This is a genomic window from Luteimonas sp. gir (assembly GCF_037198055.1).
GTDB classification, from domain to species: domain Bacteria; phylum Pseudomonadota; class Gammaproteobacteria; order Xanthomonadales; family Xanthomonadaceae; genus Luteimonas; species Luteimonas citri_A.
In genome coordinates this window covers 50931-73701 of record NZ_JBBAXQ010000007.1, presented here as the reverse complement: position 1 = coordinate 73701, position 22771 = coordinate 50931, and the positions used below count along the sequence as shown (strand labels likewise).

19 protein-coding genes are annotated in these 22771 nt (G+C 68.0%); 11 read left to right on the top strand and 8 right to left on the bottom strand.

All coding sequences use genetic code 11. The features are described 5' to 3' along the window. Nucleotides 1-28 precede the first annotated feature (28 nt). Complete coding sequence (prmB, locus tag WAF18_RS10690; RefSeq protein WP_337245075.1) at nt 29-1000, bottom strand: 50S ribosomal protein L3 N(5)-glutamine methyltransferase; 972 nt, start codon at nt 998-1000, stop codon at nt 29-31. Nucleotides 1001-1132: 132 nt separating this feature from the next. Here prmB and WAF18_RS10685 point away from each other — a divergent pair, with 132 nt between their 5' ends. Next, nucleotides 1133-1798, top strand: coding sequence for an SCO family protein (locus WAF18_RS10685; RefSeq protein WP_337245074.1), 666 nt, complete (start codon nt 1133-1135; stop codon nt 1796-1798). Continuing rightward, on the top strand, nt 1795-2643 hold the full coding sequence (gene asd, locus WAF18_RS10680; RefSeq protein WP_183426526.1) for an archaetidylserine decarboxylase: 849 nt from the start codon (nt 1795-1797) through the stop codon (nt 2641-2643). Before WAF18_RS10685 ends, asd begins: the two co-directional genes overlap by 4 nt. A gap of 49 nt (nt 2644-2692) precedes the next feature. Here asd and WAF18_RS10675 read toward each other — a convergent pair whose 3' ends face one another. Together WAF18_RS10675 and WAF18_RS10670 are read right to left on the bottom strand one after the other, a co-directional pair. Then, nucleotides 2693-4252 (bottom strand): transglycosylase SLT domain-containing protein, encoded by a 1560-nt coding sequence (locus tag WAF18_RS10675; protein WP_337245073.1) that lies wholly within the window; start codon nt 4250-4252, stop codon nt 2693-2695. 77 nt (nt 4253-4329) lie between these two features. Further along, on the bottom strand, nt 4330-5643 hold the full coding sequence (locus WAF18_RS10670; protein ID WP_337245072.1) for a hypothetical protein: 1314 nt from the start codon (nt 5641-5643) through the stop codon (nt 4330-4332). Between the two features lie 117 nt (nt 5644-5760). Between WAF18_RS10670 and WAF18_RS10665 the strand changes: the two genes are divergently transcribed. From WAF18_RS10665 to WAF18_RS10655, 3 genes are all read left to right on the top strand, one after another. Further along, a complete protein-coding gene (locus WAF18_RS10665; RefSeq protein WP_337245071.1) occupies nt 5761-7251 on the top strand; it encodes a helicase HerA-like domain-containing protein in 1491 nt (496 codons plus the stop codon). After that, on the top strand, nt 7248-7751 hold the full coding sequence (gene greB / locus WAF18_RS10660; RefSeq protein WP_337245070.1) for a transcription elongation factor GreB: 504 nt from the start codon (nt 7248-7250) through the stop codon (nt 7749-7751). The genes WAF18_RS10665 and greB overlap by 4 nt, the downstream gene beginning before the upstream one ends. 87 nt (nt 7752-7838) lie before the next feature. Beyond that, complete coding sequence (locus tag WAF18_RS10655; RefSeq protein WP_337245069.1) at nt 7839-8363, top strand: hypothetical protein; 525 nt, start codon at nt 7839-7841, stop codon at nt 8361-8363. Between the two features lie 41 nt (nt 8364-8404). On the opposite strand, the gene WAF18_RS10650 is transcribed toward WAF18_RS10655, so the two are convergent. Both WAF18_RS10650 and rimO read right to left on the bottom strand, forming a co-directional pair. Then, nucleotides 8405-8809 carry a hypothetical protein gene (locus WAF18_RS10650; RefSeq protein ID WP_337245068.1) on the bottom strand — a complete coding sequence of 135 codons (405 nt, stop codon included), beginning with the start codon at nt 8807-8809 and terminating at the stop codon, nt 8405-8407. Further along, a complete protein-coding gene (gene rimO, locus WAF18_RS10645) occupies nt 8806-10158 on the bottom strand; it encodes a 30S ribosomal protein S12 methylthiotransferase RimO (RefSeq protein ID WP_337245067.1) in 1353 nt (450 codons plus the stop codon). Before rimO ends, WAF18_RS10650 begins: the two co-directional genes overlap by 4 nt. Nucleotides 10159-10335: 177 nt before the next feature. On the opposite strand from rimO, the gene WAF18_RS10640 reads away from it, so the two are divergent. Together WAF18_RS10640 and WAF18_RS10635 are read left to right on the top strand one after the other, a co-directional pair. Next, nucleotides 10336-11010, top strand: coding sequence for a dienelactone hydrolase family protein (locus tag WAF18_RS10640; protein ID WP_337245066.1), 675 nt, complete (start codon nt 10336-10338; stop codon nt 11008-11010). A 13-nt stretch (nt 11011-11023) separates the two neighbouring features. Beyond that, nucleotides 11024-11452 carry an HIT family protein gene (locus tag WAF18_RS10635; protein ID WP_337245065.1) on the top strand — a complete coding sequence of 143 codons (429 nt, stop codon included), beginning with the start codon at nt 11024-11026 and terminating at the stop codon, nt 11450-11452. Between the two features lie 7 nt (nt 11453-11459). Here the strand turns inward: WAF18_RS10635 and WAF18_RS10630 are convergent, their stop codons facing one another. From WAF18_RS10630 to apbC, 3 genes are all read right to left on the bottom strand, one after another. Further along, on the bottom strand, nt 11460-11969 hold the full coding sequence (locus WAF18_RS10630) for an RDD family protein (RefSeq protein WP_337245064.1): 510 nt from the start codon (nt 11967-11969) through the stop codon (nt 11460-11462). Nucleotides 11970-12003: 34 nt separating this feature from the next. Beyond that, the gene (dcd, locus tag WAF18_RS10625; protein ID WP_183426014.1) at nt 12004-12579 is read right to left on the bottom strand and encodes a dCTP deaminase; all 576 of its coding nucleotides are present in this window, start codon (nt 12577-12579) and stop codon (nt 12004-12006) included. 75 nt (nt 12580-12654) lie between these two features. Next, nucleotides 12655-13515: an iron-sulfur cluster carrier protein ApbC gene (gene apbC, locus WAF18_RS10620; protein ID WP_337245152.1), complete on the bottom strand. Its 861-nt coding sequence runs from the start codon at nt 13513-13515 to the stop codon at nt 12655-12657. Nucleotides 13516-13692: 177 nt separating this feature from the next. Here apbC and WAF18_RS10615 point away from each other — a divergent pair, with 177 nt between their 5' ends. The 4 genes from WAF18_RS10615 (at nt 13693) to metG (ending at nt 22739) form a co-directional block, all read left to right on the top strand. After that, nucleotides 13693-16683, top strand: coding sequence for a TonB-dependent receptor (locus WAF18_RS10615; protein ID WP_337245063.1), 2991 nt, complete (start codon nt 13693-13695; stop codon nt 16681-16683). A 131-nt stretch (nt 16684-16814) separates the two neighbouring features. Next, on the top strand, nt 16815-17243 hold the full coding sequence (locus WAF18_RS10610) for a DUF2147 domain-containing protein (RefSeq protein ID WP_337245062.1): 429 nt from the start codon (nt 16815-16817) through the stop codon (nt 17241-17243). A gap of 297 nt (nt 17244-17540) precedes the next feature. Next, on the top strand, nt 17541-20564 hold the full coding sequence (locus WAF18_RS10605; protein WP_337245061.1) for a TonB-dependent receptor: 3024 nt from the start codon (nt 17541-17543) through the stop codon (nt 20562-20564). A gap of 114 nt (nt 20565-20678) precedes the next feature. Next, nucleotides 20679-22739 (top strand): methionine--tRNA ligase, encoded by a 2061-nt coding sequence (metG, locus tag WAF18_RS10600; protein WP_337245060.1) that lies wholly within the window; start codon nt 20679-20681, stop codon nt 22737-22739. Nucleotides 22740-22771: the final 32 nt, after the last annotated feature.

The following is a 22771-nucleotide window of genomic DNA, read 5'->3' as shown; positions in this document are numbered from 1 at the left end:
GCGCTGGGACGGCCCGTGGTGCGGTGCGTCAGAACAGGTCGCTGGCCGGTCCCGCGGCAGCGCTGGAGGCCGCAGCCGGCGCCGATGCGCGCGCGGCCGCGAGCTCGGCGATGCGCGCGTTGTGCGCGACCAGGTCGCGGCGCTCGACAACGAACACGCCCATCTGCCCGACCTGGAACTCGACCCACAGCAACGGCAGCTCGGGCAGCAGCTTGATCAGATGCTGCTCGGACTCACCGACTTCGCAGATCAGCAGCCCGTCCTCGGTCAGATGCAGCGGCGCGTCGCGCAGGATCTTCAGCACCAGGTCCAGGCCGTCGTCGCCAGCGCGCAGGCCCATCTCGGGCTCGTAGCCGTACTCGCGCGGCAGCGCGTCGGTCTCGTCGTTGGTCACGTACGGCGGATTGGTCACGATCAGGTCGTAATGCTCGCCTTGCAGGCTCTCGAACAGATCGGACTTGAGGAAGCGCGTGTTGCGCACCTCCAGCCGGGCCTCGTTCTCGGCCGCCAGCGACAGCGCCTCGTCGCTGAGGTCGACGCCGTCGACGTGCCAATCGGGATTGTGGTGCGCCATCGCGATCGCGATGCAGCCAGAGCCAGTGCACAGGTCCAGCGCGCGACGCACCTCGCGGCCGCCCAGCCACGGCTCGAAGCCGGACAGGATCAGTTCGGCGATCGGCGAACGCGGCACCAGCGCGCGGCGGTCGGACTTAAAACTCAGGCCGGCGAACCAGGCCTCACCGATCAGATAGGCCGCCGGGATCCGCTCCTCGATGCGACGCAGGAACAGGCCCAGCACGTCTTCCTTTTCGGCCAAGGTGACTCGCGACTGCCCGTAGACCGGGCTCAGGTCGTGCGGCAGGTGCAGCGCGTGGAGCGTGAGCTGGGTGGCCTCGTCGATCGCGTTGTCGTAGCTGTGACCGAAGGTCAGCCCGGCGGCGTTGAAGCGACTGGCGCCATAGCGGATCAGGTCGACGATCGTCTGCAGTTCTTCGGTCATGGCGCGCGCGGCTCGGGGGACGGCTGATGGCCGGCGATTATAGGTCAGCCGCCGCCGCGCTCCCGCGCGCGACCGGACAGGCGCGCGCGGCGGGCTATGATGCCCGGTCCCTCGACTCGCGGCCCCAGACGGATGTTCAACCGCACCACCCTCGTGATCCTGTGCATCGCGCTCGCCGGCGGGCTCGGCCTGCTCGCAGCGCAGCGCTACTTCACCGGCGGCGCCGATGCCGGCCGCCCGTCGCTACAGGTCGTGCAGCTCTATCCCCAGCCGCGCGCACTGCCGCAACTCGAACTGCAGCAGGCCGACGGCACCCCGCTGCCGACCAGCGCGCTGGCCGGACATTGGACCTTGGTGTTCATCGGCTTCACCCAGTGCCCCGATGTGTGCCCGATGACGCTGACCCAGCTGGCGCAGGCCCAGCGGCGCTGGGAAGCGCTGCCCGGGGCGACCCGGCCGCGGGTGCTGTTCGTGTCGGTGGACCCCGAGCGCGACACGCCACAGCGGCTCGGCGACTACGCGCATGCCTTCCACCGCGACACCCTGGCCGCAACCGCCGACCTGCCGACGCTCGAGCGCTTCACGCGCGCGCTGTCGATGGTGTTCGCCAAGGTGCCGCTGCGCGGCGACGCGCCGGCCGGCGCCTACACGATCGATCACAGCGCCTCGATGGCAGTGCTCGATCCCCAGGGCCGCATGGCCGGCGTGGTCTCGGGCAGCGTCCTCAACGGCGAGACACCCCAGCCCGACGCCATCGCCGACGACCTGCTGCGCCTGACCACGGACACGCGCCCATGAGCCTGACGACCACGCTGACCTATGCGCTGCCGCACCGCCTGCTGTCGTCGATGGCACGCCGGCTGGCCTACTCGACCCATCCGGGCACGCGGCGCTGGCTGATCGACACGGTCGTGCGCCGCTTCGGCGTCGACCTGTCGGAGGCGGCCAATCCCGACCCGGCGTCCTACGCCAGCTTCAATGCCTTCTTCACCCGCGCGCTGCGCGAGGGCGCGCGCAGCCCCGACCCCGACCCGCGCGCCCTGCTGATGCCGGCCGACGGCCACATTAGCCAGTGCGGCGCGATCGAGGGCGACCGCATCTTCCAGGCCAAGGGCCAATCGTTCACCGTCGCCGAACTGCTCGGCGACGCCAACGACGCGGCGCCCTACCTCGACGGCCGCTACGCCACCGTGTACCTGTCGCCGCGCGACTACCACCGTGTGCACATGGCCTGGACCGGCACGCTGCGCGAGACCGTGCACGTCCCGGGCCGGTTGTTCAGCGTCGGCACCGACGCGGTCGCCAATGTGCCGCGACTGTTCGCGCGCAACGAGCGGCTGGTGTGCCACTTCGATACCGACTTCGGGCCGATGGTCCAGGTGATGGTCGGTGCGCTGCTGGTCTCGGGCGTAGAAACGGTCTGGGCCGGCGAGGAGATCCCCGCCTACGGCGACCGGATCCAGCGCAAGGACTACCGCGGGCGCGGCATCGTGCTCGAGCGCTTCGCCGAAATGGCGCGCTTCAACTACGGCTCGACGGTGATCGTGCTGCTGCCGCCCGGCGTGGCCGAACTGGCCCCGACGCTGCACGCCGAATCGCCGGTGCGCCTGGGCGAACGGCTGGCCACGCGCCTGGGCGCGTGACCAGACCCGCGCCCTGCCCGCATTCGGGCGAGGGCGCGGCGCGCAGCGTCTAGCGCGCGCAGCCCTGCAGCGTCAGCGTCTGTCCCGGTTTGAGCGCGTACGCCGGTGCGCGCAGACCGTTGGCGCGCGCGAGCGTCGAGATGTTGCAGCCATAGCGCTGCGCGATCTTGCCCAGCGTGTCGCCACGCGCGACGCGATGGCTGCGCGCAGGCGCGGGCGTGGCCTGCGGCGGCCGCGGGGCGGCGGGCGCGGCCGGCAGCGCCGCCGGCGCCTCGACGTTCGCGTCAGGCAGCACCTCGATCGCGCCGGTGCGCACGATCGCCGCGCGCGGATCGCTGTTCACCAGTTCGGCCGCCAGATCGGCGCGCGCACCGCGTACGCACCACTGGCGGTACAGCCCGGCCATGCGCACGGTGCCGTTGAGCACGGTGCCGACCGGCAGCAGGCTCTCGGCTTCATAGCTGGGATTGAGGTTGCGCAGCGCGCGCATGTAGCCATCGCGGGTGTTGCCGTTGCCCAGGCAGATCGTCAGCTCGTAGATCGACGCCGGCCGCTCGAGGCGGAACGTTGCCGGCCGGGCATCGACCTTCGGGAAGGTCAGCCCGTACTCCTGCGGATGCAGGTACAGCCACGCCGCGGCAATCACCATCGGCACGTAGTCGCGGGTCTCGGGCGGGAACTGGTTGTAGACGTCCGGGTCCCAGAAGCGCCGGCCCGCCGCCTCGCGGTAGACGCGCAGCGCGCGCCCCTCGCCGCCGTTGTAGGCCGCCAGCCAGTACTCGATCTCGTCGCCGTGCTGGGCGAACCGCTCGTTGAGGTAGACCGCCGCGGCATCGGCCGCCTGGCGCGGGTCGTAGCGCGTGTCGAAGCCGCTGCCGTCGGGACCCAGACCGAACCGGCGCCCAGTCGCGGGCATGAACTGCAGCGGCCCGGCGGCGCCGGCGCGCGAACGCGCGTGCACCCGGCCGTTGGATTCCTTGGCCATGATGCCGAACAGCAGCGCCTCGGGCAGGCCGCTGCGCTTGAAGGCCGGCGACATCAGATGCCGCATGTACTGGTAGTTCTCATGGCTGGTGATCAGCGACACGCGCATGTCGGTGAGCCAGCGACGGATGCCGGCCTGGACGGCCGGATTGAGCTCGACCATGCGCTTGAACCGCTCGTCCTCGCTCAGCAGCGCCGAAGCGCTGGCAGTGGCGGGCACATCGGCGGTCGGCAGGCTGCCGTCCGGCGCATCGACCGGCGCGTCGTCCTCGCCCTGCCCGGCCTGCGCGTCGGCATCGGCCTTGAGCAGGCGCTTGTAGCTGGTCAACAGCTGCGGAACGCTGCAGCCGCGCTGCTTCTCGCAGGCCACCATCACGTCTTCCATGTCCTCGAGCGCGGCATTGCTCGCCTCGACGCCCGCCGGGTCGTCGTTGGCGATGCGCACCAGCGCTTCACGGTAGCGCCCCTCGGCATCGAGCATCCGCTGATTCAGCGCCTCGGCTGCCTCGCGGTCGCGGCGCGATTGCGCGTGCGCATCGGTCGCGTGACTGGACAGAACCAACGCCAGCGCCAGCGCACCCAGGTGCGCGAGCGGAAAACGACGGGAGAACCGGGACTCGGGCATGCGGGACTTCGCTTTGAGGGGCCGGCAGGGTAGCCCCGGCCATCGCGCCGCGGCAAGGCGAGCGACGGTCGCCGGGCTCAGCCGTCCGGCTGCCCGGCCCCGGCCTGCGAGCGGGCCCAGTCGCGGGTCTGTGCCGGGTCGTGGCGGGCGAAGCCGGCTGCGTCGATCGCCGCATCGAGGTCGGCCGCGGGCGCGGCGTCGAGATGGTGGGCCAGGAACGCGCGCGTCACCGCGGCGATCCCGCGCGCGGTCGCGGCGGCATCCGCATCGCCGAAGCGCGCTTCGTGCGACGGTCCGGTCATCAGCAGCGGCAGGTCGCTGAAGGCCATGTGCCGGGTCCCGGGCACGCGCAGCCGGATTACCTCCGGCGCCAGCCCGACCTGCGTCCAGCGCGCGTAGGCGTAATCGTTGTGGTGGAACGCAGGGTCGACAGGCGTGCCGTCGTAGAGCGGAAACCGCACCCAGTCACTGGTCAGCGCCAGCAGCGGCCGACCGAGGTCGGCATCGTAGAGTCCGGGGTCGAAATTCAACCCGTCCAGACTCACCGCCGCGCGGCAGGTCGGCAACCGCTGGCAGGCGGTCGCCGCGGTCGAACCGCCGAAGGACATGCCGGCGATCGCCAGCCGCTGCGAGTCGGCCGCGGCCAGCACCGGCGCGAACGTCGGCGGCACGTGCCCGGCCTGCAATGCGTGCACCACGAACAGCACGTCTTCGCGCCAGGTCGCTTGGCTGGCGCCCAGCCGGCTGCCGGCCAGCGCCTGTGCGTAACCATCGATCAACGCGGCGCGCGTGGCGTGATCGTCGGCGGCATGGAAACGCCGGCGCCATTCCAGCAGCGCCGGTGCCTCGGCGCGCATGTCGGTCGGCACCACCCGACCATCGGACAGCGCGAGGTCCACCGCGTCGCCGGGATGCCCCAGCGCCACCACCACATAGCCATGACTGGCCAGCGATTGCGCCAGTGCGGTGTTCTGCGCCGGATACAGGAAGAAGCCGTGGCTCAGGACCACCAACGGGAAGCCGCGCTCGGGCCGCGGCGCCACGCCGGTCCCGGCACCTGCGGCGGTACAGGCGGCGATCGCGCGGGTGTCGTCGACGGCGTAGCCCAGATTGCGCGCCAGCGCCGGCAACAGCCGCGCCGCCTCGTCCTGCGGCAGATACGGGCGTGGCGGCGCGGCCTGCGCGGCGGGGTACCAGGCGACGACGGGGAGCGTGCGCACCGCATCGGGCGCCTCGCCCGCCACGCCACGCCGCGTCGGGTCGGCCAGTTCGAAGCGCTGCTGGCCCACAGGCAGCGGCCCGTCCGGGGCAGGCAACGCGCAGGCAAGGGCCACTGCGGGCAAGGCCGCGACGATCAGGCAGAGCAGACGCGACGGGAGTCGAGAGGGCATGGCGACGCTCCTTGAGAACACCCGCCCATTGTGCGCGCGTCACCCACCTCGACGACGGCACGGCACCGGCAGCGACGAGGTCCTAGAATCGCGACTTCCTCCAAGCGCTCTGAATCCATGGATCCGATCCTCATCGGCAAGGCCGTCACCACGCCCGACAGTGGCCCCGTGCACCTGCTACCTGCGCTGGGCAACCGTCACGGCCTGGTCGCCGGCGCGACCGGCACCGGCAAGACCGTCACGCTGACCACGCTGGCCGAAGGCTTTTCGCGCCTGGGTGTGCCGGTGTTCATGGCCGACGTGAAGGGCGACGTCGCGGGTCTGGCGGTGCCCGGCGAGATCGGCGAGGCGCTGCGCGAACGCGCCGCGCGCATCGGCGTACCTGACTATGCCGGCGAGGCCAGCCCGGTGGTGTTCTGGGACCTGTTCGGCGTGTCCGGCCATCCGGTGCGCACGACGGTCAGCGAGATGGGGCCGACGCTGCTGGCGCGCATCCTCGAGCTCAACGATACCCAGGCCGGCGTGCTCGACATCGTGTTCAAGCTCGCCGACGACCGCGGCCTGCTGCTGCTCGACCTCGACGATCTGCGCGCGCTGCTGGGGCTGGTCGCCGAGGAGCGCAAGGCGGTCTCGTCCGAGTACGGCCTGGTCTCCGCGCCGTCGGTCGCGGCGATCCAGCGCGCGGTGCTGCGGCTGGAACAGGACGGCGGCGCACCGTTTTTCGGCGAACCTGCGCTGGCGCTCGACGACCTGATGCGCACGCGCACCGACGGCCGCGGCGTGATCGGCATCCTCGCCGCCGACCGGCTGATCCTCAAGCCGCGGCTGTACGCGACGTTCCTGTTGTGGCTGTTGTCGCAGTTGTTCGAGACGCTGCCCGAGGTCGGCGACCTCGACAAGCCGCGACTGGTGTTCGTGTTCGACGAGGCGCATCTGCTGTTCGGCGACGCCCCGGCGTCGCTGCAACAACGCATCGAACAGGTGGTGCGCCTGGTCCGCTCCAAGGGCGTGGGCGTCTACTTCTGCTCGCAGTTCCCCGACGACGTGCCGCAGGCCGTGCTCGGCCAGCTCGGCAATCGCGTGCAGCACGCGCTGCGTGCGTACACGCCGCGCGATCAGAAAGCCGTGCGCACCGCCGCGCAGACCTTCGTGCCCAATCCCGCGCTCGACGTCGCCGCCACGATCGCCACGCTCAAGACCGGCGAGGCGCTGGTCTCGATGCTGCAGGCCGGCGGCGCGCCGGCACCGGTCGAGCGCACGCTGATCGCGCCGCCGCGCTGCCGGATGGGCGCGATCAGCGAGGCCGAACGTGCACGCGTGCGCGCCGGTAGTCCGGTCGGCGCCAAGTACGACACGCCGGTCAATCGCGAATCGGCCGCCGAACTGCTGGCCCAACGCGCGCAGGCCGCGACCGCGGCGGGCGACGCCCCCCCGGCCAAGCCGCGCGATGCCGATGCGGCCGAGGGCGGCCTGGGCCAGAAGTTCAACGAGTTCCTGTTCGGCACCAAGCGGCGCCAGGGCGCGGTCCAGGCTGCCGGCAAGCAGGCGGTGCGCACGATCACCAACCGGATCGTGCGCAACCTGCTGGGCGGGATCGGGCGCCGATGAGTCGCTGGCGCCCGCCACCGGAAAAGAGCACCGCGCTGATCACTCCGGACGGCCACGCCCGGCTCAAGGCCGAGCTCGACGATCTGTGGCGGGTGCGCCGGCCCGAGGTCGTACGCGCCCTGTCGGCCGCTGCGGCCGAAGGCGACCGCTCGGAGAATGCCGAGTACACGTATCGCAAGAAACAGCTGGGCGAGATCGACCGCCGCGTGCGCTACCTCGGCAAGCGGCTCGAAGCGCTGCGCGTGGTCGACACCGTGCCGACCGATCCTGCGGCGGTGTTCTTCGGCGCTTGGATCGAACTGGAAGACCTCGACAGCGGGCAGTGCAGCCGCTACCGCATCGTCGGCCCCGATGAAACCGATGCGCGCGAAGGCTGGATCAGTATCGATTCACCGCTCGCGCGCGCATTGCTCAAGAAGCGCGTCGACGACGAGGTCGCAGTCGAACTGCCGGGCGGGTCGCGCACGTTCGCGATCGTCTCGGTCGACTACGCCGACTGAATGGGCCGCGATCGCCGACACGGTGGCCGGACCGCCACGGCTGCGAACAGGAGGCTCCGCGCGCGCAGCACCAGCGCCGTACTCATCTTGCTGGCCGCCGCCCTCCCCGCCTGCAGTCCAGGCCCCGCCCCCACTTCGCCGGCGACCACGCCCGCCCCGGCCCCTGCCGACCCAACGACCGACGCCCATGCCGCTCTCGCCGCGCGGCTGCGGCCGTTCCTGATCGAACGTGGCACGGGCCCCTCCGGGCGCAGCGCACGCGCCGCCGACGACGAGCGGTTCCGGCTCGGCGCGTTCTGGAAGGCGCGGACCGATACCCATCACTTCGACGCCGCATTCCGCGCGCGGGCGCACACCGTTCTGGCAGCGCATGAGGATGGCGCGGGAAACGTGATCGCGCGAGGCGCGCTGCGGCAGCTGCTTGCAACCGTCGACGCGCGCCTGCCGGCCTGGCAGGCCCTGGTCGACTACAACGCCTCAGGGCGGATGCGCGACGATGGCGGCGACGGCGGACGGGCCCTGCTGCCCGGCGCGATCGCGGCGATCGACGCGATCGAGGCCGCGACCTGGGCCTATGTCGAGACGGCCGCCCAGGCAGCGCCCGCGCCGTAGATACGCGAGGGCGCGCGCCGGACCTGCGCCCGGCCGGGCGCTCAATCGATGCGCTGCAGCTCGTGGATCTGCGTGTCCGAGAACGCGCTGAAGTACCCGGTCGTCGACGTGAACTTCTGGTCGGGGAACACGGTGCCCGGCGCGACGCGGCACATCAGGAACGCGCTCGACGACGCGCACTGCAGTCCGGCCTCGGGCGGGACACCGGGAAACAGTGCCGCCTGCTCACGCCCGCTGAGCGGCAGCATGGCCAGCCCTTCGCCACGGAACATCGCCAACCAGCCGCGGCCCTCGGCCCGCAGCGTCAGCTGGGCGTCGGCCAGCGCCGTCGCCGGATCCTCGTCCACCGCCCGGTAGGTGCCGCTCAGCCCGTCCGCCGCGCCTGCGGTGCCGGCCACGAACGCCAGCAGCAGCCCCGTCGCAATCCCGCTCGCCCATCGCCTCATGCATCCGTCTCCACGACTTCGCCGTAGAGATCATGCTCGTCGCTGCCCATGATCGCCACCTCGACGAAATCGCCGGGACACAAGCCGGCCTCGCGGCCGTCCTGGATCTGCACCACGCCATCGATCTCGGGCGCATCGCCCATCGTGCGCGCGATCGCCAGGTCGCCGTCGACGACGTCGACCAGGCAGGACTGCACGGTGCCGACCTTGGCCTCGAGCCGGGCTGCGGAAATCTCCGCCTGCTTGTCCATGAACCGCGCCAGCCGCTCCTGCTTCACCGCCTCTGGCACAGGATCGGGCAGCAGGTTCGCGGTCGCGCCCTCGACCGGCGAGTAGGCAAACGCGCCGACGCGGTCGAGCTGAGCCTCATCGAGGAAGTCCAGCAACTGCTGGAAATCGTCTTCCGTCTCCCCGGGGAAGCCGACAATGAAGGTGCTGCGGATCGTCAGGTCGGGGCAGATCTCGCGCCAGCGCGCGATGCGCTCGCGGGTGCGCTCGATCGCGCCGGGCCGCTTCATCAGCTTGAGGATGCGAGGGCTCGCATGTTGCAGCGGCACGTCAAGATACGGCAATAGCTTGCGGCTGCCGTCGGCATGGCGTTCGGTCATCAGCGGGATGATGTCGTCGACATGCGGGTACGGATACACGTAGTGCAGCCGCGTCCACACGCCCAGCTCCGACAGCCCCTCGCACAGCGCCTTCATGCGCGTCTGGTACGCGCGATCGCGCCACGTCCGCTCGGCGTAGCGCACATCCACGCCGTAGGCCGAGGTGTCCTGGGAGATCACCAGCAGTTCGCGCACGCCGCCGCGTACCAGCCGCTCGGCCTCGCGCAGCACGTCGTCGACCGGGCGCGACACCAGGTCGCCGCGCATTGAAGGAATGATGCAGAAGCTGCAGCGGTGGTTGCAGCCCTCGGAGATCTTCAGATACGCATAGTGCCGCGGCGTCAGCTTGATGCCGGTATCGGGCACCAGGTCGATGAAGGGATCGTGCCGCGGCGGCAAGGCCGCATGCACCGCGCCCATCACCGAGCCGTAGTCCTGCGGCCCGCTGATCGACAGCACGCCCGGATGCGCGCCACGGATCATCTCCTCGCGCTTGCCCAGGCACCCGGTCACGATCACCTTGCCGTTCTCGGCCATCGCCTCGCCGATCGCGTCGAGCGACTCGGCGACCGCCGAATCGATGAACCCGCAGGTGTTGACGACCACCACGTCGGCATCGTCGTAGGTCTGCACGATGTCGTAGCCCTCGACCCGCAACTGGGTGAGGATGCGTTCGGAATCGACGAGGGCCTTCGGACAGCCGAGACTGACGAAACCGACCTTGGGACTGGCTGCGGACATGGGAACCGTGGTGGGTGCAGGAGGGAGGAGCCCACGCGCACCGCCGGCCGGCCGGCATGGACCGGTCCGCGGTTGCGGGGCACGAGGGGCCGCGCAGTATAGCGGCGGCGGCCGGGGCGGTCCTGCGGCCACCGGCCTGGGGTAGACTCGGGCCGATCATGTGAACAGGACGCCGCCATGGGCCGGGACATCGTCGTCGCCACTGCGTCGGGGCCGGTCAACGCCTGGCGGGCCGACCCGCCGCATGGCGCCGCCGCCAAAGGCGCGATCGTGGTGCTGCAGGAGATCTTCGGCGTCAACGCCCACATCCGCAGCGTCGCCGACGGCTACGCGGCGGCCGGCTATGTCGCGATCGCCCCGGCGCTGTTCGACCCGGTCGCACGCAATGTCGAGTTGACCTACGAGGCCGCCGACTTCGAGCGCGGCCGTGCGCTTGCCACGGAGCTCGGCTTCGACCGCGCCGTCAGCATCGTCCGCGCCACACGCGACCTGTTGCGCGGCGAAGGCCATCGCCAGATCGGCGTGGTCGGCTTCTGCTGGGGCGGCAGCCTTGCCTTCCTGGCCAACACCCGCTTGGGGCTACCCGCGGTCAGCTACTACGGCGCGCGCACCGTGCCGTTCCTAGATGAACCGCTGCAGGCGCCGATGCTGTTCCACTTCGGTGCCGACGACGCCAGCATTCCCGAAGCCGATATCGCCGCCCATCGCGCGCGGCAGCCGGACGCCGAGATCCATGTCCACCCGGGCGGCCACGCCTTCAACCGCGACGTCGACCCGGCCCACTACCACCCCGACAGCGCCGCCGAGGCCCGCCGGCAGACGATGAAGTTCCTCGCCGCGGCGCTGCGCTGACCGGAGGCCGATGATGCCGCACACCGCCGCCCTTGCCCGCTACGTCCTGCACCCGCAGCTGGCCGACGACACCCACCCGGTCGCCACGCTCGCACTGAGCGAAGTGCGGCTGATGGACGATGCCAACTATCCGTGGCTGATCCTGGTCCCCCGCCTGCCCGACGCCCGCGAACTGATCGACCTTGGCAGCGAACAGCGCAGCCTGCTGACCGAGGAGATCGATATCGTGGCGCGCGCGATCCGTGACGCGTTCCGGCCGTTCAAGCTCAACATCGCGGCGCTGGGCAACCAGGTGCCGCAACTGCACGTGCACGTGATCGGTCGCGACCAGAACGATCCGGCCTGGCCCGCGCCGGTCTGGGGCCGCGTCGCGGCCCGCCCGTACTCGCCCGAACTGCTGGTGGAGCGCATCAACCGCCTGCAGGCCGTGCTGCCCGGCTGAGCGCGCGTCAACGCACCTTGACCACACGCGTGCCGGCCACGACGTCGTGGCCGCAGCGCCGGTCCTTGCGGAAGATCATGCACACGCTGACCAGGACCGCGAGCGCCCCCAGGCAGGGGATCCCGCCCACGGCCTGCAACGGCAGGTAGCGCGCCAACAGCGCGCGCGTCGCGGTCACCGGCCGGCCATCGAGCGTCACGATGCGGATCCCCAGCCACCGCTTGCCCCAGGTCTGGCCACCGACATGCAGCGGCCAGGCGTGGATCACCGCGAACATCAGCAGGCCGATCCCCATCCACAGCAATTGCAGGCCGAACCCGACCTGCTCACCGCGCTGGGCCGCCGCGATCACTGCAGACCAGTAGCCGCCGAGCCACATCACCGGTGTCATGATCGCAAGCCCGATCAGGCCATCGATCACCGCCGCGCCCAGCCGCGTGCCGCGTTCGGCCAGCACTTCGTCGGTATCGCCCTGCAACTCGGCCACCGGGGCCTGATAGGGGTTGGTGTCTTGCATCACACGTCCTTGTTGGAAGAAAGCGACAGGTTGCTCAGGTGCGCGGCAGCGTCACCCCGGTCTGGCCCTGGTACTTGCCACCGCGGTCCTTGTACGAGGTCTCGCAGACGTCGTCGGCATCGGACTGGAAGAACAGCATCTGCGCCACGCCCTCGTTGGCGTAGATGCGGGCCGGCAGCGGCGTGGTATTGCTGAACTCCAGCGTCACGTGGCCTTCCCACTCCGGCTCGAGCGGGGTCACATTGACGATGATGCCGCAGCGCGCATACGTGCTCTTGCCCAGGCACACCACCAGCACGTCGCGCGGAATGCGGAAGTACTCGACCGTGCGCGCCAGCGCGAACGAATTGGGCGGAATGATGCACTCGTCGCCGACCACGTCGACGAAGCTCTTGGGGTCGAACCGCTTGGGGTCGACGATCGTCGAGTTGATGTTGGTGAACACCTTGAACTCACGCGAGCAGCGCACGTCGTAGCCGTAGCTCGAGGTGCCATAGCTGACGATACGCTGGCCGTCGACGTGCTTGACCTGCCCGGCCTCGAACGGCTCGATCATGCCCCCCGGCTGCTCGGACATGCGGCGGATCCAGCGGTCGCTCTTGATGCTCATACGGTGTTCCCGGGGCGGATGCGGCAGTGAATACGCATTGTAGGGCCGGCACCGGCCCGCCGCACCCCGCCGCGATCACACCAGGGACGCGGAGATCGACATCGGCGCGCGCGGGCGCTTCTCGAGTTCGGCGACCATGGCCCGCGCGACCGCCCGATAGGCCGCAGCCGCTGCCGAGCCCGGCGCGGAGGCGACGATCGGCGCACCGGCATCGCCCTGCTCGCGGATCCCGATCTCCAGCGGCAATGCGCCCAGCAATGGCACCCCATAGCGCTCGGCCATGCGCTCGCCGCCGCCCGACCCGAACAGATGCTCGACATGCCCGCAGTTCGAGCACACGTGCTGGGCCATGTTCTCGACCAGGCCGAGCACAGCGACCTCGACCTTCTCGAACATCTTCAGCGCCTTGCGGGCATCGAGCGTCGCGACCTCCTGCGGCGTGGTCACGATCACCGCGCCAGCGACGGGGATCTTCTGCGCCAGGGTGAGTTGGATGTCGCCGGTGCCGGGCGGCAGATCGACCAAGAGGTAGTCCAGGCCTTCCTCGCCGCCCCAACGCGTGTCGTTGAGCAACTGCTGCAGGGCCGACGTCGCCATCGGTCCCCGCCAGATCATCGGGGTGTCCTGGTCGACCAGCAGGCCGATCGACATCGCCTCGATGCCGTGGGCCTGCAGCGGCAGGATCGACTTGCCGTCGGGACTGTCCGGCTTGCCGGACAGGCCGAGCATCGTCGGGATGCTCGGCCCGTAGACGTCGGCATCCAGTACCCCGACCCGGGCGCCATCGGCCGCCAGCGCAAGCGCCAGGTTCACCGACGTCGTCGACTTGCCGACCCCGCCCTTGCCCGAGCCGACGGCGATGATGTTGCGGATGCGCGGATGTGGGTGAAGGGCGCCTTGGACGGCGCGGGCAGGGATCGGCGTGGCGCTGGGCATCGACATGAGACACGTCTTCGTTGCAATGAGGAGCCCATTCTCGCCGAGCGGTCTTCCCGCGGCGAGGACTTAGGTCAAGAGGAACGCAATGAACGCAAGTTGAACACTTCGTAATTTTGGCGTTAAATCGGCCGACGGACGCCCGTCCGTCTATCAACGCTTTCGAAGGGGATATCGATGAGATCTAGGACCCAGGCGAGGTGCTCCCACCTTGCGACCGCCATCTTCGCGGCCCTGGCATGTGCGCCGGCGGCGACCTTTGCGCAGACCGCCCCCCAGTCCGAGACGACCGAGCTCGACAAGATCACGGTCACCGGCTCGCGCATTCCTCGCCAGGGCTTCGTGACGCCATCCCCGGTAGTCGCGATCACTGCTGAAGAGATCCGCACCACCGGTGCGGTAACGATCGGCGATCTCATGAACGAGATGCCGCAGCTCGCCACGACCTTCTCGCTCGGCAATTCGTCGCGCTTCATCGGCACGGTCGGCCTGAACCTCCTCGACCTGCGCGGCCTTGGCACCGATCGGACCCTGGTCCTGGTCAATGGCCGCCGCCACGTCGGCGGCACGCCCGGCTCCGGCGCGGTCGACGTCAACACCATTCCGGTCGAATGGATCGAGCGCGTCGAAGTTATCACCGGCGGTGCGTCGGCAGTCTACGGCGCAGACGCAGTCGCGGGCGTCGTCAACTTCGTCCTGCGTGATTCGTTCGAAGGCGTGACGATGCGCGGCCAGACGGGGATCTCGGACGAAGGCAGCTTCAAGCGCTCGTTCGGAAGCATCACGGCCGGCACCCAGTTCGCAGAAGGCCAGGGCAATGTGGGTGTCTCGGTCGAGTACAGCACCCAGGACCGGTTCCGTTTCTCCGATCGCGCAATCGGGCGGACCTCGTATCGCACGATCCAGAATCCGAACTACGACCCCAGTCGCCCTGCAGGCCCGGACAACTATCAGAACCTGCTGCTTCCCAATGCAGGACTGACCAGCCTGACGGAGGGAGGCATATTCTATAACGCCGACTATACGGTCCCGTACGTTTTGACCCCAGGCGGCAAGTTCCGCCCGCAGGACTTTGGCACGGTGAACGACCCGAATGCCTGCCAGGACTGCGACTATCTCAACCTCAATCGCGTCGCGGATCTGCAGCCCGGCTTCGATCGCGGCTCGATCAACACCATCGTCAACTTCGACTTCAACGACAATCACCGGTTCTTCTTCGAAGGCAAGTACGCCCAAACGAAGTCCAAGTATCTCGGCCAGCCCGCTTTCAGCAGCCCGATCCCGTATTCCATCACCCGCGACAATCCCTACCTGTCACCGGAGCTTCGCGACTTCATCGACGATAATGGGTTGGTTGCGTCTGTTTGGGATCAAGATACCAACGAGGTGGATTTGCAGCCCGGGATCTCGGTGTATCGATTCGACACCGATGCCGGGCAGCGCGGCGAAGACGTCACGCGCGACACCATGCGCGCTGTCATCGGGTTCGAAGGCTCGCTTTCTCCGGATTGGACCTACGAGGTCTCGCTGGTCCACGGCAAGACGAAGGAACGCCGGATCAATGTCAACAACCGCATCACTGAGCGATTCTACGCCGGTCTGGATGCGGTGATCGATCCGGCCAGCGGCCAGATCGTCTGCCGCTCGTCGATCGATCCGACTTCGATCAATCCGCACACCGGTCTGCCGGTCACTCCGTTCGGTGCCAACGGTTGTGTGCCTTTCAGCATCCTCGGCGATGGCGCGGTCAGTGACGAGGCCCGCGCCTGGTTCAATGCCAATACCGTCAGCAAGGGGCGGCTGAGCCAAACTGTCTTCAGTGGTTCGGTGGCGAACTCGGCGCTGTTCACGCTACCCGCAGGTGGCGTCGGGTTCTCGGCCGGCGCCGAGTACCGCCGCGAGCGGAGCCGGACCCAGGCCGATGAACTGTCCAACGCAGGCCTCACATTCCTCAACGCGATCCCGAGCGAAGGCGGCGAGTACTCGGTGAAGGAAGTCTTCACCGAGTTCAGCGTGCCGCTGCTTGCCGATCTCCCTGGCGTGGACAGCCTGATCTTCGACCTCGCAGGTCGCTACTCCGACTACGACACAATCGGAAGCACCACCACGTGGCGGGCCGGCCTGGACTGGACGGTCGTGCCGTCGGTGCGTCTGCGCGGCACGTACTCCAAGGCGGTGCGAGCACCCAACATCGGTGAGCTCTACGGCGCGCAGTCGGAGAACTTCTTCACAATCTCCGATCCTTGCGACTCCCGTCCCGGCCGCGGGATCTCCACTGCCGGAGATCCGGCGCTGCGTGCGGCCAACTGCGCCGCGCTCGGCATCCCCGCAAACTACATCTCGACCGTTCAGTCGACGCGTCCGGGGCTGAGCGGCGGCAATCCTGATCTGGCGCAGGAAGAAGGAAAGACCCTGAGCGCCGGTTTGGTCTTCACCCCCGATTTCATCCCGGGCTTCGGCGTCACCCTCGATTACTGGCGCGTCAGCCTGACCGATGCCATCTCGTCGGTCAGCGGGCAGCAGGTCGCCAACCGTTGCGTGGATTCGCCGTCGGGCATCAACAACCGGTTCTGCGATCAGATCGATCGCGCCGGCGCCAGCGGTGGCGGCGGCTTCCCGGCGTACGAGATCGCCTTCGTCCGGGCACTGCTCGAGAACGTCTCCAAGCTCGAGCGTTCGGGCGTGGACGTCGAGATGTCCTACCGCAAGCCGTGGGGTCCGGGACAGTTCGACATGCGCTTCGTCGGCACCCGGATGTTGCGGGCGCGCACGTTCGCTTTCCAGGACGATCCGGGTGAATTCATCGAGGATGTGACGACGATTGGTACGCCCCGCTGGCGGGCGAACCTGTCGACCACGTATCGCGTCCAGAACGGGTTCCGTGCGTCGTGGGAGCTGCGCTACGTCGATAGCATGCTGCGTGTGGCGAAGGAGAGCTACAACACCAATCCGTTCCAGCGCAACGAGATTAGGACCGGCTCGATGGCCTACAGCGACTTCCAGTTCGGATACGAAGTGCCGGGAACCGGCTGGGATATCTATCTGGGTATCGACAACGCATTCGACCGCTCGCCGCCGCGTGGTTTGTTCGGCGACACTGCCGAATCGGCGCTCTTCGACAACATCGGCCGGTACTACTACGCCGGCTTTAACTACAAGTTCAAGTAAGCGGCACACGCAGGAGGTCCCGGCCCTGGCCGGGGCCTCCTCGTCCACTCTTGAACTGGTTCATATCTAAGCTGCCTTTCCGCGAAGCGGCGCTATAGACTCGCGCCACCAGCCCGTCAACGAGGTGTCACATGCGCAAGATGCCAATCGCCTTCGCAGCCGCTTTGCTGTCCATTCCGTTCGTGGCCCTGGCGCAGTCACCGGCCGGCCGCTGGAAGACCATCGACGACGAAACCGGCCGGGTGAAGTCGATTGTCGAAATCAGTCAGGCTGCCAACGGCACGCTGAGCGGCAAGGTTGTCGAGGTGTTGCATTCCGATCGCGGGCCGAACCCGACCTGCGATAAGTGCACAGGCGAGCGTCGAAATCAGCCGATCACCGGCATGACGATCCTCTGGGATCTCAAGCCGGACGGCAATGAATGGTCGGGCGGCACGATCCTCGACCCTGCCAACGGCAAAACCTATCGTTCGAAGGCCAAGTTGATCGATGCCAACCGGCTCGGCGTGTCGGGCTGTATCGCCTTCATCTGCCGCGAGCAGGTCTGGCAGCGGGAATAAGCCGCCCTTGGATCCCGCCTACAGGCTTGGATCCTATGTCTTCCCGCCCCCTGATCGCTCGCGCATCAGGGAGGCGAGGTGTGTGCATGGCGTATTCAGCAAGAAGTCGCTATCTGCCGTCAGCGCATTCAGTGTCATCCCCCTGTTCCGGATCCCGACAAGAGCGGTCTTCGAACGAGACAGCAAGTCTTGATTTCGTTACGAACCTATGGCAAATAGGTTAACTCGGAGTTAATTCCGGGCGCCCTCCAAGGTCGACCTCGGGCGGGCTTTTTTTTACCAAGGGGATGTATGTTGATGATTTCTAACAAGACCGCACCGCTTTGTGCGGCCATCGCGCTGTCGTTGCTGGCCACGGCAGCTGCCCATGCCCAGGACGTGGCGCCCGATACGGACACCCAGACCCTGGACCGGGTCAACGTCACCGGCTCGCGCATTGCGCGCGAAGGCTTTGTGACCCCCTCGCCGGTGACGGCCATCACTGCCGAAGAGATCCGCGCCACCGGTGCGATCACGATCGGCGACCTGATGACCAAGCTGCCGGCGCTCAGCGCAACCTACACGCTGGGCAACTCGACCCGCTTCATCGGCACCGCGGGCGTCGGCCTGCTCGACCTGCGTGGCATGGGCACCTCGCGCACGCTGGTGCTGGTCAACGGCCGCCGCCATGTCGGCGCGACCCCGGGATCGACCGCGGTCGATACCAACACCATCCCCGTCGAGTGGATCGAGCGCGTCGAGGTCATTACCGGTGGCGCCTCGGCCGTCTACGGTGCCGACGCGGTTGCGGGTGTCGTCAATTTCATCACCAAGAAGTCCTTCGAGGGCTTCGAACTGCGCGGCCAGAAGGGCGCGGCCAGCGAAGGCGGCTTTGGCCGGCAGTTCCTCAGCTTCTCGGCCGGCAGCAACTTCGCCGACGACCGCGGCAATGTTGCGTTCTCGGTCGAGCGCAGCGAGCAGGACCGTTTCAGCCGCACGAGTCGCGAAATCGGCCGTCGTTACCTGGTGACGACTCCCAACCCGAACTACGATCCCTCCAAGCCGTCGAGCGAGTCGAATCCGCAGAACATTCTCGCCGGTCCGGGTGGCAACCACTCGATCTCGTTCGGCGGCTCGTTCTACACGGGCGGCAAGATTGATCCCAGAAGCAACCCGTTCAATCCGACGCAGCGCTATCACTTCAATCCTGACGGCAGCATCTCTCGCAACCGTTACGATGGCTGGTACAACGCAGCCGGTACGTCTTGCATCGATTGCGACTTCACCGACCTCAACTCGCTGGCGGACCTGGAGCCGGAGTTCGATCGCACCAGCGTCAACGCGATCTTCGGTTTCGACATCAACGACAACCACCGCGTGTTCGCCGAGGCGAAGTACAGCAAGACCGAAGCGCACTTTTACGGCCAGTCGGCGTTCGACTCGCAGTTGCGCATCCGTACCGACAATGCCTACATCACGCCCGAGCTGCGTGCGCTGATGGATGCCAACCCCGGCTTGCTGCGGACCGAAACGCTCAACGGCACACCGGCCGAGTACTTCGAGATCGGCCGCATGAACGTCGATGCAGGTCGTCGTGGCGAGCAGATCGAGCGCGATACCAAGCGTATCGTGGTCGGCCTGGAAGGCTTCTTCGGCGAGAACTGGACCTACGAGACCTCGTTCAACTACGGCGAGTCGTCGATCTCTCGCCTGAACCTCAATAACCGCATCAACGAACGTTGGCACGCGGGCCTGGACACGGTTCTCGATGCCAATGGCAACCTCGCTTGCCGCAGCACGGTCGATCCGAATGCGTTCAACATCCACACCCTCCAGAAGTACCGCGCCGATCTCGTGGCTGGTTGCGTGCCGTTCTCGGTCTTTGGCAACGGCGCAGTCGCGGCCAACCCGGCGGCTGCGGCGTGGTTCAACGTCGATTCGCTGAACCGCTCCAAGCTCAAGCAGACGGTGTACAGCGCATCGGTCGCTAACAACGCGCTGTTTTCGATGCCTGCAGGCGATGTCGGTTTCGCGGCGGGCGTCGAGCATCGCCAGGAGCGCAGCCAGGAAGACACCGATCCGCTTGCCGCTCAGGGGCTGACCTTCCTCAATGCCATCGCCAGCCGCGGTGGTGAATATAAGGTCAGCGAAGCGTTCCTCGAAACGACGATCCCGTTGCTGGCCGATCTGCCGGCCGTAGAGCGTCTGTCGCTTGATCTGGCCGGCCGCTACTCGCACTACGACACGATCGGCTCGACCAAGACCTGGAATATCGGTCTGGATTGGCAGATGTTCCCGTCGCTGCGCCTGCGCGGTACCACCGCCAAGGCCGTGCGTGCACCGAGCATCGGCGAGCTGTTCAACCCGCAGTCCGAGAACTTCGCAGCAATCAACGACCCCTGCGACTACACCCGTACTAACAACAATCGCCCCGCGACGGCCGCCGACCAGGCGCTCCGCCAGGCCAATTGCTCTGCGCTGGGCGTCCCGGTCGGCTGGGAGGACGGCTATACGGCCCGGCGCCCCGGCGTGAGCGGCGGCAACCCGGATCTGCGTCCCGAATCGGCTGAGACCGTCTCGTTCGGCGCAGTGTGGCAGCCCGAGTTCGTCAAGGGCTTGGGCATTTCGGTCGATTACTGGCGCGTCACCCTTGACGACGCGATCGGCGCGGTGAATGGCCAGACCAATGCAACGCGTTGCGTGGACTCCCCCGGCGGTGTGGCGGGCAACCTCTTCTGTGGTCAGGTCCTGCGTGCAGGGCCGGGTGGTTACACCGATCCGCAGGGCCGCTTCTTCCCCGAGCACAGCATCTACAGCTGGCGCGCATTGAACGAGAACCTGGCCAAGTCCCGCCGCGTCGGCGTTGACTTCGAAGTCGATTACCGCTTCGAGTTCATGGGCGGCAACATGGTCACGCGCATGGTCGGTACCCGCCTGATCCAGTCTCGCGAGTGGGAGTTCCAGGACTTCCCGAACGAGTACAAGGAGTGGGTGACCGCGGTCTCCGACCCGCGCCTGCGCGGCAACCTGGAAGCCGCCTACCAGCGCGGCGACTGGGATGTCTCGTGGACGGCCCGCTACATGCACCACAACCTGCGCGTCGAGCCGGCGTCGTACCAGAGCAACCCGGGCCAGACCAGCCCGATCCGCAATGGTTCGTACACCTACCACAACGCCCAGGTTGGCTACACGTTCCCGGACTCGGGCATCAAGGTGTACATCGGCGCGGACAACCTGTTCGATAAGGACCCGCCGGCGAACTACTTCGGTGCTGAAGCCAGCCACGCGTTCTACGACAGCGTCGGCCGGTTCGTGTACCTCGGTGCGACCTACAAGTTCTAATCCGCTTGTTGCGTCATGAAGGAGCCCGGCTTACGCCGGGCTCTTTTTTTGGCGAGGACCGGGCGCCGGACCGGCATGCGATAATCCGGCCCCGTTCCTGCCGTTGCCATCGCCATGTCGCGCAAGTTGCTCGTCACCGCCGCCCTGCCCTATGCCAACGGCCCGCTGCATCTGGGCCATCTGGTCGGGTACATCCAGGCCGACATCTGGGTCCGGGCCCAGCGTATGGCGGGCGATGTCGCGCATTTCGTCTGCGCCGACGACACCCACGGCACGCCGATCATGCTGGCAGCCGAGAAGGCGGGAACCACGCCAGAGGCGTTCATCGCCGAGATCCACGCGGGGCATGTACGGGATTTCGCCGCGTTCGGCGTCGCGTTCGACCATTACGACTCGACCCACTCGGCGGCCAACCGCGCAATGGTGGAGACGATCTACGCGCGTCTGGAGCGCGGCGGACACATCGCACGTCGCGCCGTTGCGCAACTCTACGATCCGGTGCGCGGCATGTTCCTGCCCGACCGCTACGTCAAGGGCACATGCCCGAAGTGCGGCACACCCGACCAGTACGGCGACAACTGCGAGCACTGCGGCGCGACCTATGCGCCCAGCGACCTGATTGACCCGAAGTCGGTGGTCAGCGGCGCCACGCCCGAGGTGCGCGAGTCCGAGCATTTCTTCTTCGAACTCGGCCATTTCCAGGACATGCTGCGCGACTGGCTCGCCGGCGATGTCGCGGCGCCCGGCGTCAAGGCCAAGCTCGCAGAGTGGCTGGACGGCGAGGGCGGCCTGCGCGCCTGGGACATCTCGCGCGACGCGCCCTACTTCGGCTTCGAGATCCCCGGCCACCCGGGCAAGTTCTTCTATGTCTGGCTCGACGCGCCGATCGGCTATCTGAGCAGCTTCAAGACGCTGTGCGTGCGCGAAGGCATCGATTTCGACGCCTGGTTGTCGCCCGACGGCGATGTCGAGTTGCACCATTTCCTGGGCAAGGACATCGTCAACTTCCACGGCCTGTTCTGGCCGGCGATGCTGCACGGTGCGGATCTGCGCGTCCCGACGCGGCTTCACGTCAACGGCTATCTGATGGTCGATGGCGCGAAGATGTCCAAGTCGCGCGGCACGTTCGTCATGGCGCGCACGTATCTCGACCAGGGTCTGGACCCCGAGGCGCTGCGCTACTACTTCGCGGCGAAATCCTCGGGCGGCGTCGACGACCTCGATCTGAACCTCGAGGACTTCGTCGCGCGCGTCAACGCCGACCTGGTCGGCAAGTTCGTTAACCTGGCCAGCCGCTGCGCCGGTTTCATCCACAAGCGCTTCGACGCGCGCTTGGCGGACGCACTGCCCGATCCGGCGCAGTACGCGCGTTTCGTCGCGGCGCTGTCCGGCGTGCGCGAAGCCTATGCGCGCAACGACCCGGCCAGCGCGATCCGCCAGGTGATGGCGCTTGCCGATGAGGCCAACCGCTACATCGACGATCGCAAGCCCTGGGTGATCGCCAAACAGGCGGGCGCCGACGCCGAACTGCAGGCCGTCTGCACCCAGGGCCTGAACCTGTTCCGTATCCTCGCTGGCGCCCTGCAGCCGATCCTGCCGCGCACCAGCACACAGGCCGCGGCGTTCCTCGCAGCGCCCGTCACTCATTGGCACGATCTCGACCAGCCGCTGACCGGCCGGACGATCCAGGCCTATGTGCCGCTGTTCACCCGTATCGACCCGACCCTGCTCACCGCCATGACCGAAGCCTCCAAGGACACGCTCGCCGCCGCTGCCCCCGCCGCCCCGCAGAAGAGCGAGGCAAAGGCGCCGGCAACGTCCGCACCCGCGGCCACCGACACCGCCTATGTCGGGATCGACGATTTCGCCAAGCTCGATCTGCGGATCGGCAAGGTCCTGGTCTGCGAGGCCGTCGAGGGCTCGGACAAGCTGCTGCGCTTCGAACTCGACGCTGGCGACCTGGGCAAGCGCCAGATCTTCTCCGGGATCCGTGCCAGCTACGGCGAGCCCGAAGCGCTGGTCGGCCGCAACGTGGTGTTCATCGCCAATCTCGCGCCGCGCAAGATGCGTTTCGGCCTGAGCGAAGGCATGATCCTGTCGGCCGGGTTCGACGGTGGCGCGCTTGCACTGCTGGCGGCCGATGACGGCGCGCAACCGGGCATGCCGGTACGCTGATCGTACCGTCGGGCGGCGCGCAGCGCCGCCCA